11 protein-coding genes and 1 pseudogene are annotated in these 16490 nt (G+C 63.2%); all 12 read left to right on the top strand.

The window, feature by feature from the left end; all coding sequences use genetic code 11:
- Positions 1-56: 56 nt before the first annotated feature.
- The 12 genes and pseudogenes from tssF to R1A29_RS28490 all read left to right on the top strand — a co-directional run bounded on the left by tssF (position 57) and on the right by R1A29_RS28490 (position 16462).
- Positions 57-1844, top strand: a complete 1788-nt coding sequence (gene tssF, locus R1A29_RS28545; RefSeq protein ID WP_007954380.1) for a type VI secretion system baseplate subunit TssF — start codon at positions 57-59, stop codon at positions 1842-1844.
- Positions 1808-2816, top strand: a pseudogene (gene tssG, locus R1A29_RS28540) (type VI secretion system baseplate subunit TssG). The gene tssF and the pseudogene tssG overlap by 37 nt, the downstream one beginning before the upstream one ends.
- A gap of 11 nt (positions 2817-2827) precedes the next feature.
- Positions 2828-5485, top strand: a complete 2658-nt coding sequence (gene tssH, locus R1A29_RS28535; protein WP_438300191.1) for a type VI secretion system ATPase TssH — start codon at positions 2828-2830, stop codon at positions 5483-5485.
- A gap of 10 nt (positions 5486-5495) precedes the next feature.
- Positions 5496-7016, top strand: a complete 1521-nt coding sequence (locus R1A29_RS28530) for a sigma-54 interaction domain-containing protein (RefSeq protein WP_438300190.1) — start codon at positions 5496-5498, stop codon at positions 7014-7016.
- Positions 7017-7109: 93 nt separating this feature from the next.
- Complete coding sequence (locus R1A29_RS28525; protein WP_003229566.1) at positions 7110-7250, top strand: hypothetical protein; 141 nt, start codon at positions 7110-7112, stop codon at positions 7248-7250.
- Between the two features lie 18 nt (positions 7251-7268).
- Positions 7269-8462 carry a type VI secretion system-associated FHA domain protein TagH gene (gene tagH / locus R1A29_RS28520; protein WP_114886370.1) on the top strand — a complete coding sequence of 398 codons (1194 nt, stop codon included), beginning with the start codon at positions 7269-7271 and terminating at the stop codon, positions 8460-8462.
- 5 nt (positions 8463-8467) lie between these two features.
- Positions 8468-8968 (top strand): type VI secretion system lipoprotein TssJ, encoded by a 501-nt coding sequence (gene tssJ, locus R1A29_RS28515; protein ID WP_423204555.1) that lies wholly within the window; start codon positions 8468-8470, stop codon positions 8966-8968.
- 2 nt (positions 8969-8970) lie between these two features.
- Positions 8971-10302 carry a type VI secretion system baseplate subunit TssK gene (tssK, locus tag R1A29_RS28510; RefSeq protein ID WP_438300189.1) on the top strand — a complete coding sequence of 444 codons (1332 nt, stop codon included), beginning with the start codon at positions 8971-8973 and terminating at the stop codon, positions 10300-10302.
- A gap of 5 nt (positions 10303-10307) precedes the next feature.
- Complete coding sequence (gene icmH, locus R1A29_RS28505) at positions 10308-11183, top strand: type IVB secretion system protein IcmH/DotU (protein WP_085708839.1); 876 nt, start codon at positions 10308-10310, stop codon at positions 11181-11183.
- 13 nt (positions 11184-11196) lie between these two features.
- The gene (tssM, locus tag R1A29_RS28500; RefSeq protein WP_438300188.1) at positions 11197-14736 is read left to right on the top strand and encodes a type VI secretion system membrane subunit TssM; all 3540 of its coding nucleotides are present in this window, start codon (positions 11197-11199) and stop codon (positions 14734-14736) included.
- A complete protein-coding gene (locus R1A29_RS28495) occupies positions 14736-15464 on the top strand; it encodes a PP2C family protein-serine/threonine phosphatase (protein WP_039765158.1) in 729 nt (242 codons plus the stop codon). The genes tssM and R1A29_RS28495 overlap by 1 nt, the downstream gene beginning before the upstream one ends.
- A complete protein-coding gene (locus R1A29_RS28490) occupies positions 15461-16462 on the top strand; it encodes a serine/threonine-protein kinase (RefSeq protein ID WP_423204553.1) in 1002 nt (333 codons plus the stop codon). The genes R1A29_RS28495 and R1A29_RS28490 overlap by 4 nt, the downstream gene beginning before the upstream one ends.
- Positions 16463-16490 lie beyond the last annotated feature (28 nt).

Genomic DNA, 16490 nt, shown 5'->3' with positions numbered 1-16490 from the left:
CCTTGGCGCTGATCACCCACCCGGTTTTCTTGAAAAAAATATACAGGTAACTCTCCGTGTCCTTTAACCACTACTACCAAAGCGAACTCACCGCACTGCGCCAACTGGGCCGCCGTTTCGCCGAGCGTAGTCCGGCGTTGGCGCCGTTCCTGGGGCAGGCCGGGCGGGATCCGGATGTGGAGCGGTTGCTGGAAGGCTTTGCGTTTCTGACCGGGCGCTTGCGCCAGAAGCTCGATGACGAGTTGCCGGAGCTCAGCCATTCCCTGATGCAACTGCTGTGGCCGAACTACATGCGCCCGCTGCCGGCGTTCAGCATTTTGCAGTTCGATCCGCTCAAGCGTTCGGGGCCGGCGCTGAAGGTCGAGCGTGATACGCCGATTGAAAGCGTGCCGATCGAAGACGTGCGTTGCCGTTTCCGCACCTGCTACCCGACCGAAGTCATGGCGCTGGATCTGGCCGCGCTGAACTACTCGGTGAAGGGCGACGGTTCGTTGCTCAGCCTGCGCCTGGAGATGAGTGCCGACGGTCACCTCGGCGAGCTGGAACTGAGCAAGCTGCGCCTGCACTTTGCCGGCGAGCGCTACATCAGCCAGATGCTCTACCTGAGCCTGCTGCGCAACCTCGATGGCATCGAACTGATCCCCCTCGACGGCGCCGGCAAGCCGATCGATGGCGTGAGCGGCAAGCCGATGGCGTTCAAGATTCCGGGCGACCGCGTCAAGCCTGTGGGCTTTGCCGAAGAAGAAGCGTTGATCCCGTATCCGCTGAACACCTTCCGGGGCTACCGCTACCTGCAGGAATACTTCGCCTTCCAGGACAAGTTCCTGTTCGTCGATGTCCACGGCCTGGACATTCTCAAGGCGCTGCCGGAAGACACCCTCAAGCAGATGCGTGGCCTGGAATTGCGCTTCGATATCCGCAAGAGCGGCATCATGCGCATGCGTCCGACGACGGATAACGTGAAGCTGTTCTGCACGCCGATCGTCAACCTGTTCAAGCACGACGCACTGCCGATCCGCCTCGACGGCAAGCAGGACGAATACCTGCTGCTGCCGGCGGAATTCGATCTGGAAAACTGCGGCGTGTTCTCGGTGGAAACCGTGACCGGCTGGAAGCCCGGCGGCCTCGGTTATCAGGAATACGTGCCGTTCGAATCCTTCGAGCACGACCCGAGTTTCGACGTGCCGAACAGCCGTCCGCATTACAGCATCCGCCAGCGTTCGTCGCTGTTGCACGACGGCCTCGACACCTACCTGAGCTTCGGCATCCGCCACACCGAAGCCCACGAAACCCTGTCGATCGAACTGGTCTGCACCAACCAGAACCTGCCGCGCAAGCTCAAGCTTGGGCAGATCTGCATGGCCTGTGAAGAGACCCCGGAGTTCCTGAGTTTCCGCAACATCACCCCGGCCACTTCGAGTTTTGCGCCGCCGCTGAACCGTGACTTCCTGTGGAAGCTGATCAGCAACATGTCGCTCAACTATCTGTCGCTGGCCGACGTCAATGCGTTGAAGGTGATTCTCGAAACCTACGACCTGCCGCGCTACTACGACCAGCACGCGGAGAAGGTCAGCAAGCGCCTGCTCGGCGGTCTGAAACTGATCAAGCATCACCATGTCGACCGGTTGCACCGTGGCCTGCCGGTGCGCGGTCTGCGCACCGAACTGACCATCGACCCGGAAGGGTATATCGGTGAGGGCGACCTGTTCGTCTTCGCCTCGGTTCTCAACGAGTTTTTCGCGCTTTACGCCAGTCTCAATTCATTCCACGAGCTGCGGGTAAAAAGCACACAGGGAGAGGTGTACCAATGGACACCACGTATGGGCCTGCAGCCCCTGCTTTAAGCGGGCTGACGAAGGTAATACGCGAGTACTCGCTGTTTCAGGCCGTGCTGCTGGTGATCGACCGGCTGCGCGAGGCGCACCCGTACCTGAGCGAAGAGGATCTGTACGACCAGGTGGAATTCCAGGCCAACCCGAGCCTCGGATTTCCGCGCAGCGATGTCGATCGCGTGGAGTTTTTCGAAGAGCACGGGCAGATGCGTGCGCGCCTGCGCTTCAACCTGATCGGCCTGGTCGGTTCCGGTTCGCCGCTGCCGGCGTTCTACGGCGAACAAGCCCTGGGCGACAGCGAAGACGGCAACCCGACGCGCAATTTCCTCGATCTGTTCCACCATCGCCTGCAACGGCTGATGTTGCCGATCTGGCGCAAATACCGTTACCGCGCCAGCTTCCAGAGCGGCGCGGTCGACCCGTTCTCGTCGCAGCTGTTTGCGCTGATCGGCCTCGGTGGCGACGAGATTCGCCGGGCCAAGGAGCTGAACTGGAAACGCCTGCTGCCGTACCTCGGCCTGCTCAGCCTGCGGGCGCACTCGGCGGCGCTGATCGAAGCGGTGCTGCGTTATTACTTCAAGCACGAAGATCTGGTCATCGAGCAGTGCATCGAGCGCCGCGTGGAAATCCTCGAAGAACAGCGCAACCGCCTCGGCTTCGCCAACAGCGTGCTGGGTGAAGACCTGGTGCTGGGCGAACACGTGCGCGACCGCAGCGGCAAATTCCGCATTCACATCACCGAACTCGACTGGGAGCGATTCCACGAATTCCTGCCCATCGGTTTCGGTTACCAGCCGCTCTGCGCGCTGGTGCGGTTCACCTCTGCGTGACCCGCTCGATTACGACATTCGCCTGGTGCTGCGCCCGGAAGAAATCCGCGAACTGCGCATTGGCGAGAAGAACGACTGTCGCCTGGGTTGGACCAGTTGGCTGGGCTGCGAAAAAGCAGACGGCGTGGTGACCCTGGGCAGCAAAATTCATTAAGGACGTGAGCCATGATCAACGTAGACCTGCAACAACTCATCCAGGCGCTGGACGCCGAAACCCGTCGCGATCTGGAGCGTTCGGCCGAGCGCTGCGTCGCCCGTGGCGGCAGCAAGATTCTGGTCGAAGACCTGATGCTCGGTCTGCTGGAGCGCCCGAACGGTCTGCTCTCCCGTGCGTTGCAGGATGCCGACGTTGATGCTGGCGAACTGAGCGCCGCGCTGCAATCGCGGGTCGAGCACAGCGCTTCGCGCAACCCGGTGTTCGCCCCGGAGCTGGTGCAATGGCTGCAGGACGCGCTGCTGGTGGCCAACCTTGAACTGGGTCAGACCTCGGTGGAAGACGCGGCGCTGATCCTCGCGCTGCTGCGCAACCCGATGCGCTACGCCGGCAGCCGCTACCAGCCATTGCTCGCCAAACTGAACATCGATCGCTTGAAAGAATTTGCCCTGTCGCAACAGCCTCAGGCAGCGGCCAACGGCAAACCGGCCGCCCAGGGCGAATCGCTGCTGGAGCGCTTCACCCACAACCTGACCCAGCAGGCCCGCGACGGCAAACTCGACCCGGTTCTGTGCCGCGATGGCGCGATCCGCCAGATGGTCGACATCCTCGCCCGTCGCCGCAAGAACAACCCGATCGTGGTCGGTGAAGCCGGTGTCGGTAAAACCGCCATCGTCGAAGGCCTGGCCTCGCGCATCGCCGCCGGTGAAGTGCCGCAGGTCTTGAAAGGCGTTGAACTGTTGTCGCTGGACATGGGCCTGTTGCAGGCCGGCGCCAGCGTCAAAGGTGAATTCGAACGTCGTCTGAAAGGCGTGATCGACGAGGTCAAAGCCTCGCCGAAGCCGATCATCCTGTTCATCGACGAAGCCCATACCCTGATCGGCGCGGGCGGCAATGCCGGCGGTTCCGATGCGGCCAACCTGCTGAAGCCGGCGCTGGCCCGTGGCGAACTGCGCACCATCGCCGCCACCACCTGGGCCGAGTACAAGAAATACTTCGAGAAAGACCCGGCGCTGGCCCGTCGTTTCCAGCCGGTTCAACTGCACGAACCGACGGTGAACGAAGCCGTGACCATCCTGCGTGGCCTGGCTCAGGTCTACGAGAAGAGCCACGGCATCTACCTGCGCGATGACGCGGTGGTTTCGGCAGCGGAACTGTCCGCCCGTTACCTGGCCGGTCGCCAACTGCCGGACAAGGCCGTCGATGTGCTCGACACCGCCTGCGCCCGCGTGCGCATCAGCCTCGCCGCCGCCCCGGAAAGCCTGGAGCGCCTGCGTGGCGAGCTGGCGGAAGGTGGCCGTCAGCGTCAGGCCCTGCGCCGCGACGCCGAAGCCGGTCTGCTGATCGACCACGAAGCGCTGGAGGCACTGGAAGCGCGTCTGGACGAAGCCGAAACCGAAATGGTCGCACTGGAAACCCTGTGGACCGAGCAGAAACAACTGGCCGAGCGCCTGCTGGAGCTGCGTCAGCAACTGGCCAAGGCCCGTGAGGCGGCGGCGGTAGAGCCGACAGTGACTGTTGAAGAAGACGCCGAAGGCACGGTGATCGAAACCGTTGCCGCTGAGATTGAAGAAGGCCAAAGCGTCGAAGCGCTGGAAGCCCAACTCAACGAAACCCACAGCGCCCTGACCGCCGCTCAGGTCAAGGAGCGTCTGGTCAGCTTCGAAGTCTGCCCGCGTCTGGTGGCCGAAGTGATCAGCGCCTGGACCGGCGTGCCACTGGCGCAACTGGCCCGCGAACACAACGCCAAGGTCGCAAGCTTCGCCACCGACCTGCGCACCCGCATCCGTGGTCAGGAACAAGCCGTGCACGCGCTGGATCGCTCGATGCGTGCCACCGCTGCCGGCCTGAACAAGCCTGACGCACCGGTCGGCGTGTTCCTGCTGGTGGGCCCGAGCGGCGTCGGCAAGACCGAAACCGCACTGGCGCTCGCCGACCTGCTGTACGGCGGCGACCGCTTCATCACCACCATCAACATGTCCGAGTTCCAGGAGAAACACACCGTTTCCCGCCTGATCGGTGCACCGCCAGGCTACGTCGGTTACGGCGAAGGCGGCATGCTCACCGAAGCGGTGCGGCAGAAGCCGTACTCGGTGGTGCTGCTCGATGAAGTCGAGAAGGCGGATCCGGACGTGCTCAACCTGTTCTACCAAATCTTCGACAAAGGCGTGGCCAACGACGGCGAAGGTCGCGAAATCGACTTCCGCAACACGCTGATCCTGATGACCTCGAACCTGGGCAGCGACAAGATCAGCGACCTCTGCGAAGACGGCGCGCGGCCGACCGCCGAAGTGCTGGAAGAAACCATTCGCCCGGTGCTCAGCAAACACTTCAAGCCGGCGCTGCTGGCGCGGATGAAAGTGGTGCCGTACTACCCGGTGGGCGGCCCGGTGCTGCGCGAACTGATCGAGATCAAACTCGGTCGTCTGGGCGAGCGCCTGAACCGTCGCCAACTGGATTTCAGCTGGTGCCAGAACCTCGTCGATCACCTGTCCGAGCGCTGCACCCAGAGCGAAAGCGGTGCGCGCCTGATCGACCACTTGCTCGACCAGCACGTGCTGCCGCTGGTGGCCGACCGTTTGCTCGATGCCATGGCCACCGGTGAAAGCCTCAAGCGCGTGCATGCGACGCTCGATGGCGAAGCCAGCGTGACCTGCGAGTTCGCCTGAGGTGAGTGTGATGTTCACTCAAGTGCCGCAGCCACTGCTCTATGCCGAAGCGTTGCTGGCGCAGTTCGCCAGCCTGTCGCGCTCGGCGGACGGTGCTGCGCTGCTGGGTGACTTCGTGCGCGGTGTGGCCGGGTTGAGTGGCTGCGAATTGGCGCAACTGTATCTGCTCGATGCCACCCACACGTGCCTGGGGATGAACGCCGAGTGCCTCGACGGCGTGCTACAACCGCGTGGTGCGGCGAGCCTGCCGGCGGACTACAACGGCGAGCAATTGCTGCAGTTCGCCCTGTGCCAGAACCGCGTGGTGTGCCTCGACGACCTCGGCGGCAGCCTGCACGAAACCAGTTTCCTGCCGGCGTCGGCCACGCCGTGGCAGTCACTGTTGTGCGTGCCGCTGGTCAATCAGCAGAAGGCCGTCGAGGGTCTGTTGCTGTGCGCCAGCCGTCGTCATACCGATCTGCAAGGCTTCGCCGATTCCCTCGGTCAACTCGGATCGTTCGTGCTGGGTCAGTTGCATCTGCTGCAACGCCTGCGCCAACCGGTGGATACCGTTGCGCCGGCGGTTCGCAGCGTGCCGAGCATCAGCGGTTACGGCCTGATCGGCAAAAGCGCGGCCATGCGCCAGACCTATTCGCTGATCAGCAAGGTCCTGCACAGCCCGTACACCGTGCTGCTGCGTGGCGAAACCGGCACCGGCAAGGAAGTAGTGGCCCGCGCAATTCACGATTGCGGGCCGCGCCGGTCCCAGGCGTTCATCGTGCAGAACTGCGCGGCGTTCCCGGAAAACCTGCTGGAAAGCGAGCTGTTCGGCTATCGCAAAGGTGCATTTACCGGCGCCGACCGCGACCGCGCCGGGCTGTTCGACGCAGCCAATGGCGGCACGCTGTTGCTCGATGAAATCGGCGACATGCCGCTGTCGCTGCAATCGAAACTGCTGCGCGTGTTGCAGGAGGGCGAGATCCGCCCGCTGGGTTCCAACGATACCCACAAGATCGACGTGCGCATCATCGCCGCGACGCACCGCGATCTGTCGGTGCTGGTCAGCGAAGGCAAATTCCGCGAGGACCTGTATTACCGTCTCGCGCAATTCCCGATTGTCCTGCCGGCCCTGCGTCAACGCGAAGGCGACATTCTCGATCTGGCGAAGCATTTCGCCGAGAAGGCCTGTGCCTATTTGCAGCGGGACCCGGTGCGCTGGTCCGATTCGGCGCTCGAGCACCTGTCCGGTTACACCTTCCCCGGCAACGTCCGTGAACTCAAGGCGCTGGTCGAGCGTGCCGTGTTGTTGTGCGAAGGCGGCGAGTTGCTGGCCGAGCATTTTGCCCTGCGCATGGAGCCGATGCTCGAGGACGACAGCAGCCTGAACCTGCGCGAACGCCTGGAGAAAGTCGAGCGCACGTTGCTGCTCGATTGCCTGCGCAAGAACGACGGCAACCAGACCCTCGCGGCCCGCGAACTGGGCCTGCCCCGGCGCACGCTGCTGTATCGGCTCGGCCGTTTGAACATCAATCTGGGTGACTTCGATGGGTAGGCAAAAGTCCGTCGGTTTCACCTCGTCCGCTTCTATCAGCGCCGCCCGAAAGGGTCGGCGCTTTGTGCTTTGTCTACACCTGGAGACCCTCTGATGTCTGTTCGTCACTGGCACGCTGTCCTGCTGACCCTCGTCGTTCTATGCGGCCTCGGCGGCTGTAGCGGCAATTACAAATTCAACGATAACGATTACCGCCCATTGGGTGATCCGCAGGCGGTCAATCGCGGCAAGTGACCGCAAGGAGCATCAAACATGGAATTGGTTTTCGAAATGCTGAACACCAAGCAGTTCGTGCCCACCGAGCTGTGCCAGCGGACCTTCAAACAGGCCGGCGGCGTGATCGGGCGGGGCGAGGACTGCGACTGGATCATCCCTGACCGCAAGCGTCACTTGTCCAACCACCACGCCATCGTGAGTTATCGCGAGGGCACGTTCTTCCTGACCGACACCAGCAGCAACGGTGTTCAGGACGGCGACAGCGGCGCTCGTCTGCACAAGGGCGAGCCGGTGCGCATCGAGCACGGCAGCACCTACGTGCTGGGCGACTTCGAGATCCGAGCGCGGCTGGTGCGCGACCCGGCGACGTTCGACGGTGAAGCGGGCCTGCCACGGGCCGCCGGCACCATCATTCCCGACGACGCGTTCCTCGACCTCGACCCGCTGAAATCGCTGGAGCAGCAAGAGCGCGTGTACTCGGAATTCGAGGAAATGCTCGCGCCGACCACCGACCCGGAAGACTCCCGTCAGCGCGCCGACTACGCGCGCATCGACATGGAAAGCCTGATGGTGCCGGAGCTGATCGTCGAGCCCAAACCAGAACCTGCGCCGGCACCGAAAGAAGTCGAGCGTCAGCCACAGGGTTTCTGGGATCACTTCGGTGCGGCGCTGGGTGTCGATCTGAAAGGCCTGAGTCATGACGAGCGCGAGGCGCTGGCGGTCAATGCGGCGCGCCTGCTGCGCCAGAGCATCGGCGGTCTGCAACAGAGCCTGCGCACCCGTTCCGAGCTTAAGAACGAACTGCGTCTGGCCCAGACCACCGTGCAAGGCACCAACAAGAACCCGCTGAAATTCGCCGTCGATCCGAGCGAAGCGCTGGACATCCTGTTGCAGCCGCACAAGCCGGGCCACTTGCCGGCTGAACACGCGATCTCCCGAGCATTCCGCGACTTGCAGGCGCATCAGGTGGCGCTGCTGACCGCCAGCCGTGCGGCGGTGCGCGGCACCCTGGAGCACTTCTCGCCGGAGCAGTTGACCCTGCGTTTCGAGCGCGACAACAAGCCGTTGCTCGCCACTTCCGGTGGCCGCTGGAGAGCGTTCAACCGCTATCACCACGCGCTGCGTCAGGACGATGACTGGAGCGAGCGCCTGCTGGCCCGCGACTTCGCCCAGGCCTACGAAGAACAGATCCGCCTGATCTCCACCCTCCACACCGACCACCAAGGATGATGCGCATGTCTCGCCGCTCGACCGCTTTTTTCCAGACGCTGACCGCGCTCACCCTGATGGTGCTGCTCGCCGGTTGCTCGTCGCTGTCGCCGTATTCGAAAGTGACCAAGATCAACCTGAAGCTGACCGGCAGCGATCAGCTGAACCCGGACCTCAACGGTCGTCCGTCGCCGATCGTGGTGCGCCTGTTCGAACTCAAGCACCCGGTGACCTTCGAGAACGCCGATTTCTTCAGCCTCTACGAGCGTGCCAAGGAATCCCTCAACCCGGATCTGGTGGCCAGCGAAGAACTCGAACTGCGCCCGGGTGAAACCGTGGAGCTGAAACTCAGCGTGGAGGAGGGCAGCCGCTACATCGGCATCCTCGCCGCCTACCGCGATCTGCCGGAAACCAAATGGCGCCACACGTTCCCGATCACGCCGCTGGAAGTCACCGAAGCCGATCTGACCCTGGATCAGGCCGGTATCCGCAAGACCAACGAAGTGCTCGCCAAGGCGGATGACTGATCATGAATACCCATAAAGTCATCTGGCAGGAAGGCATGCTGCTGCGTCCGCAGCACTTCCAGCACAACGACCGCTACTACGATCACCAGATGAAGACCCGCACCCAGTTGCTGGGTGGTTACACCTGGGGTTTCCTGAATCTCGAGATCGACTTGCAGTTCCTCAACATGGGCAAACTGGTAATCAGTGAAGCCTCGGGGATCCTGCCGGACGGCAGCCTGTTCGAACTCGGCGGCAACACCGAACCGCTGGCCCTGGACGTTCCGCCGAACACCGGCAATACGCCGATTTACCTGGCGCTGCCGCTGGTCACCGGCAACCACATCGAGGCCCGCCGTCCGGAGCAGTCCGACGTGCTGGCGCGCTACACCGCCTATGAAACCGAAGTGGCCGACTCCAACGCCGGCGACGATTCGGCGAGCCAGGTCAAATGCGGTCGCCCGGACTTCAAGCTGTTGCTCGGCGAGCAGCAGAGCGACCAGGCTTACGTGAAGCTGAAGATCTGCGACGTGCTCGACACCACGCCGGACGGCGTGATCAGCCTCGACCCGGATTTCGTGCCGACCTACATTCAGGCCCACGCCTCCAGCTACCTGCTGTCGTGCCTGAAAGAAGTGATCAGCATGCTCGGCCACCGGGGCGACACCATTGCCGAGCGCATTCGTTCGAACGGCAAGGTCGGCGGCGCGGAAATCGGCGACTTCATGATGCTGCAACTGATCAACCGCACCGAACTGCTGCTGCGCCACTATCTGGGCCTGGAGCAGGTTCACCCGGAAGAGTTGTACCGCACGCTGCTGACCATGCTCGGCGATCTGGCGACTTTCTCCAGCGACAGCAAACGCCCGCGTCTGGACAGCCGTTACTCCCACGCCGACCAGGGTGCGAGCTTTCGCAAACTGATGGAGTCGATCCGTCAGGTGCTGTCGATGGTGCTGGAACAGCACGCCATCGAACTGATCCTGCAGGCGCGTCAGTACGGGATCATCGTGTCGCCGCTGCACGACCACAAACTGCTGGGCTCGGCGTCGTTCGTGCTGGCAGCCAGTGCCAACTGCGACTCCGAAGAACTGCGCAACCGCTTGCCTGCGCACCTCAAGGTCGGCCCGGTGGAGCGCATCCGCCAACTGGTCAACCTGCACTTGCCGGGGATCAAGGTCAAACCGTTGCCGGTGGCCCCACGGCAGATCGCGTTCCACTCCAACAAAACCTATTTCATCCTCGAACTCAGTTCCGAAGACCTGGCGCAACTCGAGCGCTCCGGCGGCTTCGCGTTTCACGTGTCCGGCGAATTCGCCGAGCTTGAACTGAAATTCTGGGCCATCAGGAACTGACCGACATGATCAAGGACATGGAACACAACCAGGACGACAAAACCGTCCTGCTCGACCGTCAGGGCCATGGCCCGGCGGCGAGTCCGCTGACCGACTTCGCCGCGCCGCCGCGCTTCGAACAACTGGAAGAACGGATGATCTACGCCGCGCGCCTGCGCCCGGCGGAAGCCTTCAATATCAGTCTCAATTCGCTGGTGGCGGCGTCGTCCGACCTGCTGTCGGAAGTGGTGCGCCTCAAGCACAGCGAAACCCGCGAAGATCTCTACGCGCTGAACGAGCGCCTGACTGCCGGGCTCAAGCTGTTCGAAGTGCGCGCCCTGCACAACGGCGCCGAAAGCAGCCAGGTGATGGCGGCGCGTTACGTGCTCTGCACCGTGGTCGACGAAGCCGTCGTGACCACGCCGTGGGGCAACGAAAGCGAGTGGTCGCAGATGAGCCTGCTCAGCAGCTTCCACAACGAAACCTTCGGCGGCGAGAAGTTCTTCCAACTGCTCGATCGGCTGTCGAAAAACCCGGTCAAGCACCTGCCGATGCTGGAGCTGATGTACCTGTGCCTGTCCCTCGGTTTCGAGGGCAAGTACCGCGTGCAGGCACGCGGCATGCTGGAGCTCGAAGGCATCCGCGACGCCCTGTACCGGCAGATCCGTCAGTTGCGTGGCGACGTGCCGCGTGAATTGTCGCCGCAGTGGGAAGGCCTCAACGATCAGCGCCGCAACCTGGTACGCATCGTGCCGGCGTGGATGGTGGTGCTGTTCACCTTCGTCTGCCTGGTGATGATGTATTCGGGCTTCGCCTGGGTCTTGGGCGAGCAGCGCGACACCGTTCTGCAACCTTATCAGCCGCTTGATCCGGCCGCGGTCCAGCCGCAGTCGCAGCCGTAAACAGGGACGTGTGATGAAAAAGTTTTTCAAGAAAGTCGGCGCCTTCCTGCGCCAGACCTGGGTCTGGACCCTGCTGCTGGTGCTGTTCGTGGCGCTGCTGGTGTGGTTCGTCGGCCCGCTGTTGGCAGTGGATGACTACAAGTTCTGGGAGAGTTCGACCTCGCGCTTGCTGACCATCGCCGTGCTGTTCCTGATCTGGGGCCTGACCATGGTCTTCGTCAGCTGGCGCGCCGGTATCCGCAAGAAAGCCGTCGAAGAAACCGAAGACGGCCAGGACCGTATCCGTCGCGACGACCTGATCGAAGAAGAGCAGAAAGAGTTGAAGGAGCGTTTCAAGGACGCCCTGAAAACCCTCAAGACTTCGAGCCTGTATCGCGGCCGCAGCGAGCGCTGGCGCAGTGACCTGCCGTGGTACTTGCTGATCGGCCCGCAGGCCAGCGGCAAGACCAGCCTGCTGGACTTCTCCGGGCTGGAATTCCCGATCAACAAGATCGACCGCAAGCTGACCCGTGACACCCACGGCACCCGTCATTGCGACTGGTACTTCGCCGACCACGGTGTGCTGATCGACACCGCCGGCCGCTACCTGACCCAACCGGATTCGGAAGTCGACGGCAGCGCCTGGACCACTCTGCTGGAACTGCTGCGCAAGCGTCGTCGCGGCCGTCCGCTGAACGGCGTGCTGGTGACCATTCCGGTGGAAACCCTCACCGGTGGCAGCGAGCAGGACATCGACACCCTGGCCCGCCAGGTGCGTGCGCGTCTGCAAGACGTGTATCAGAAGCTGCACGTCGACGTGCCGGTGTATCTGGTGCTGAGCAAGGCTGACAAGCTGCTGGGCTTCGACGAATTCTTCGACCAACTGACCCGCGAAGAAAGCGATCAGGTGCTGGGTACCAGTTTCCGCAAGGATCAGGTCGGCACCGACGTGGCTGTGCTGCGTGGCGAGTTCGAAGAGCTGCTGCGTCGCCTCAACAGCCAGGTGATCATGCGCATGCACTCCGAGCGCGACACCCAGCGCCGTGGCCGCATCCTCGACTTCCCGCACCAGATGGGCCAGATCGGCGAGCGTCTGTGCCTGTTCGTCGACATGGCGTTCACCGGCAACCGCTACCAGCGTGCGACCCAACTGCGTGGTTTCTACCTGACCAGCGCACCGCACCTGACCCACGAAATGGATTCGACCACCGCCGGTATCGGCGCCAGCCTGGGCATGAGCGCCGGCGTGCTGCCGACCCTGCGCAGTGGTCGTTCGCGTTTCATCCACCACTTGCTCAGCCGGGTGATTTTCCCCGAGGCCGACCTGGCCGGTCTGGACAAGCGCGAGCGCAGCCGCATCCATTGGGGCCAGCGTGCGTTGTACGTCGGTGCACTGGGCGCGCTGGTGCTGTTCGGCATGCTCTGGGCCGGCGGTTTCTCGGCCAACTACGAGCGTCTGGAAAACCTGCGCAATCTGGCGCAGAACTGGACGCAGCTCCGCACCGTGCTGTCGCCACGCGATGACGCGATGGGCGCGCTGAAAACCCTCGACACCAGCTACGCCGCCACCCAGGTGTTCCCGAGCAAGAGCGACGTGTCGTACCACGAGCGGGTCGGTCTGTATCAGGGCCAGGACGTCAGTCCTGTGGTCAAGGAAGCCTACGAGCGCGAGCTTGAAAAGCAACTGCTGCCGCGCGTCGCGACCATGCTCGAAGGCCAGATCCGCGCCAACATGAAGGACCGCGAAAAGCTGATCAACAGCCTGCGCGCGTACCTGATGCTGAACATGAAGGACCGTCGCGATGCGGCATGGCTCAAGGATTGGGTTGCTACCGACTGGTCCCAGCGCTACACCGGCAACACGGCTGTACAGAACGGTTTGAACGCGCACCTTGAGCGTCTGCTGAAGCTGCCGTTTATCTATCCGCTCAACGATCAACTGGTGACTCAGGCCCGTCAGGTTCTGCGCAGTGAGTCCCTGGCGGCTGTGGTTTACCGCATGCTCCGCGAGCAGGCGCGCAACCTGCCGGACTACCGTTTCAGCCAACACCTCGGCCCGCAAGGTTCGTTGTTCATCGGCACCGAATACGTGATCCCGGGCTTCTACACCCAGACCGGTTATCAGCAGTATTTCTCGGTTCAGGGTTCGGCGCTGGTCACCGACATCCTGCGTGACAACTGGGTACTGGGCGAAGGCGCGGGCATCAGCGACATGGATCTGCGTCGCCTGATGGTCGAGCTGGAGCAGCTGTACTTCCGCGACTACGCCAACTACTGGAGCGAGGCCGTTGGCCAGGTGGCGCTGCCGCCGATCAGCGATGCCGGTGAAGGCGCCGAGCAACTGGCGGGCCTGACTTCGGCCAACTCGCCGGTGCTGGCGCTGCTGACTGAAGTGCGTGAGAACACCCGCTTCCCGGCGGCCCCTGAGCCGGTGGATGAAGCCGGTGACGCTGCCGATGCACTGGCGGGCCAGAAGGGCAAACTGGGCAAGGTCGGCAAGCTCGCTTCGGCGTTGACGGACAAGGCTGCGGCCATGAACGTGGCGAAAAACCTGCCGGACACCGCCAAGAAGGCTTTGCAGCGTCGCTTCGAACCGCTGCATAAACTGCTCGACGACAACAACGGCCCGGCCGCTGACCTGACCCCGGCATTCACCGCGCTAAACGACCTGCAACTGCAACTGGCGGGCCTCGCCCGTTCCAGCACGCCGGAGCAGGCCGCGTTCGAACTGGCCAAGACCCGCATGAGCGGCCAGCGTGATGCGCTGACCAACCTGCGCAATGCGTCGGGTCGTCTGCCGCGTCCGCTGAGCGTGTGGTTCAACGTGCTGGCCGAAGACTCGTGGCGCCTGGTGCTCAACGATGCCTACCAATACCTGAACGGCCGTTATCAGAGCGAGCTGTACAGCGTGTATGGCAAGACCATCAACCAGCGTTATCCGTTCAGCGCATCGAGCACCAGCGACGTGGCGATCAGCGACTTCCGCGAGTTCTTCCGGGCTCAAGGCACCATCGACCGCTTCTTCGACAGCTACATGCGTCCGTTCGTCAGCGGTGATCCGGGCAACTACCGGATGCGCAGCATCGACGGTCGCAGCCTGCCGGTGTCCAAGGTCTTCCTCGATCAGATGGCGGCGGCACTGAACATTCGCCAGAGCTTCTTCTCGATCAACCCGGCCGAGCCGACCGTGCAGTTCAAGCTCGAGCCGTACACCCTCGATCCGGCGGTCAGCCGTTCCGAGTTCAAGTTCGGCGACAAGACCATGGAATACCGCCACGGTCCGATCCTGCCGATGAACTTCAAATGGCCGACCGATGCTGAAGACGGTCGCACCAGTCTGGTCATGGACAAGATGGCCGGCCGCCCGATCGGCATCGAGAAGAACTCCGGCCCGTGGTCGCTGTTCCGTCTGTTCGACCTGATGCAGACCGAGTACCTGACCGGTCGCGACGTGCTGGTGCTGAAAGCCGACGTGGGTGGCCTGCGCGCCAACTACCTGCTCACCAGCCAGCGCACGCCGAACCCGTTCGACATGGGCGTGATGCGCACCTTCCGTATGCCGGTGCAGCTCTGATGCTGGTGGCCAGTCCCTGGCGCAGCGCGGCGCGAACCGACCCGGGCAAGGTGCGGTCGCGCAACGAAGATGCCTTCCTCGACACCCCGCAGCATGGGCTGTGGGTGGTCGCGGACGGCATGGGCGGTCATCAGGGTGGCGACATCGCCAGCCAGTTGATCGTCGCCAGCCTGGCTGAACTGCCGCAGCACGAAGACTTCGACGAACGCCTCAAAGCCATCCGCCAGTGCCTGCACTGGCTGAACCGGCGCCTGGGACAGGAGTTGACCGTCACCGCCGGGCGTCACGACAGCATCATGGGCAGCACCGTCGTGGCGCTGCTGGTGGAAGGCAATCGTGCGGCCTGCATCTGGGCCGGCGACAGCCGTTGCTACATGTGGCGCGGCCAGCGTTTGTATCAGCTGTCGAAGGACCATTCGCTGCAGCAGCAACTGATCGACGAACAACAGATGAGCGTCGAGCAGGCTGCGGCGCACCCGGCCGCCCAGGCCTTGACCAGGGCGGTCGGTGCGGCGGAGCAACTGACCCTGGATGTGCTGGAACTCGAGGTCTATCCGGGCGATGTGTTCCTGCTGTGCAGCGATGGTTTGTATCAAGGCCTGAGCAGCGATGCCCTCGGCAATGCGCTCAGCCTGGCGGCGCCGCATGTGGCGCTGGAACGTCTGTTCGACGGCGCCCTGCGTGGTGCCGCCCGGGACAATCTGACTGCCGTGGTGATCCGCCAATGACTGAACTCGAATCCTCAGTCGACGACTTGCTGATGAGCGAAGAGCAGGCCAACAACCTGACCTACTTCGCCTTCGCCAAGGAAAACAAGGCAGAGCCTTTGCTGGCGCCAACCAAGGCCAGCATCGGTGCACTGCCGGACGTACTCGCCGGCCGCTATCACCTCGAGCGTCTGCTCGGGGCCGGCGGCATGGGTGCGGTTTACCGGGCCCGGGATCTGCTGCACGAACAGTTCGGCGATCCCGATCCTTACATTGCGCTGAAAATCCTCAGCGAAGAATTTGCCGAGTCGCCGGACGCCAGTGCCTTGCTCTACAGCGAGTTCGCCCTGACCCGACGCCTGCGTCACGACAACGTGTTGCGACCGCACACGTTCGAAGTGGACACCGATTGCCAGCGGGCCTTCATCACCATGGAACTCATGCGTGGCCTGACCCTGGACAAACTGCTCTGCGAGCGGCCGCTGGGCCTGCCGTGGAAAGAACTGCGCGACATCGCGCTGCCGCTGCTCGACGCGCTGGCCTACGCCCACCGTCGCGGCGTGCTGCACGGTGACATGAAACCGAGCAACGTCATGCTCTGCGAAGACGGCGTGCGCCTGTTCGACTTCGGTCTCGGGCAAGCCGAGGAGGGCATCCTGCCCGGCCTGCCGCACCTGAGTCGCGAGCGCTTTAACGCCTGGACGCCGGGCTACGCGGCCCCGGAACTGCTCGAGGGCCAACCGCTGTCGGCCAGCGCGGACGTGTACGGCGTGGCCTGCGTGATCTATGAACTGGCGGGCGGCAAACACCCGTTCCGCCGCTTGCCCTCGACCCAGGCCCGTGACGAACACCTGGATCGCGAACTGCAAGCCCCGGCAAATCTGCCGACACACTGTTGGCCCGCGCTGCGCACCGCGCTGGCCTTTGACGCGGCAGAGCGCACGATTTCTGCTGAACAATTGCGTGACGCCTTGGGCGCCACTTCGTCCTGGTTGCAGCGTTTGCGGCTGAGGGCGTAACGGATGACATTCGAACAGGGAGCACTTT

It is taken from the genome of Pseudomonas sp. NMS19W (genome assembly GCF_051554255.1).
GTDB lineage: Bacteria > Pseudomonadota > Gammaproteobacteria > Pseudomonadales > Pseudomonadaceae > Aquipseudomonas > Aquipseudomonas kribbensis.
This window is presented reverse-complemented; position numbering and strand designations above follow the sequence as displayed.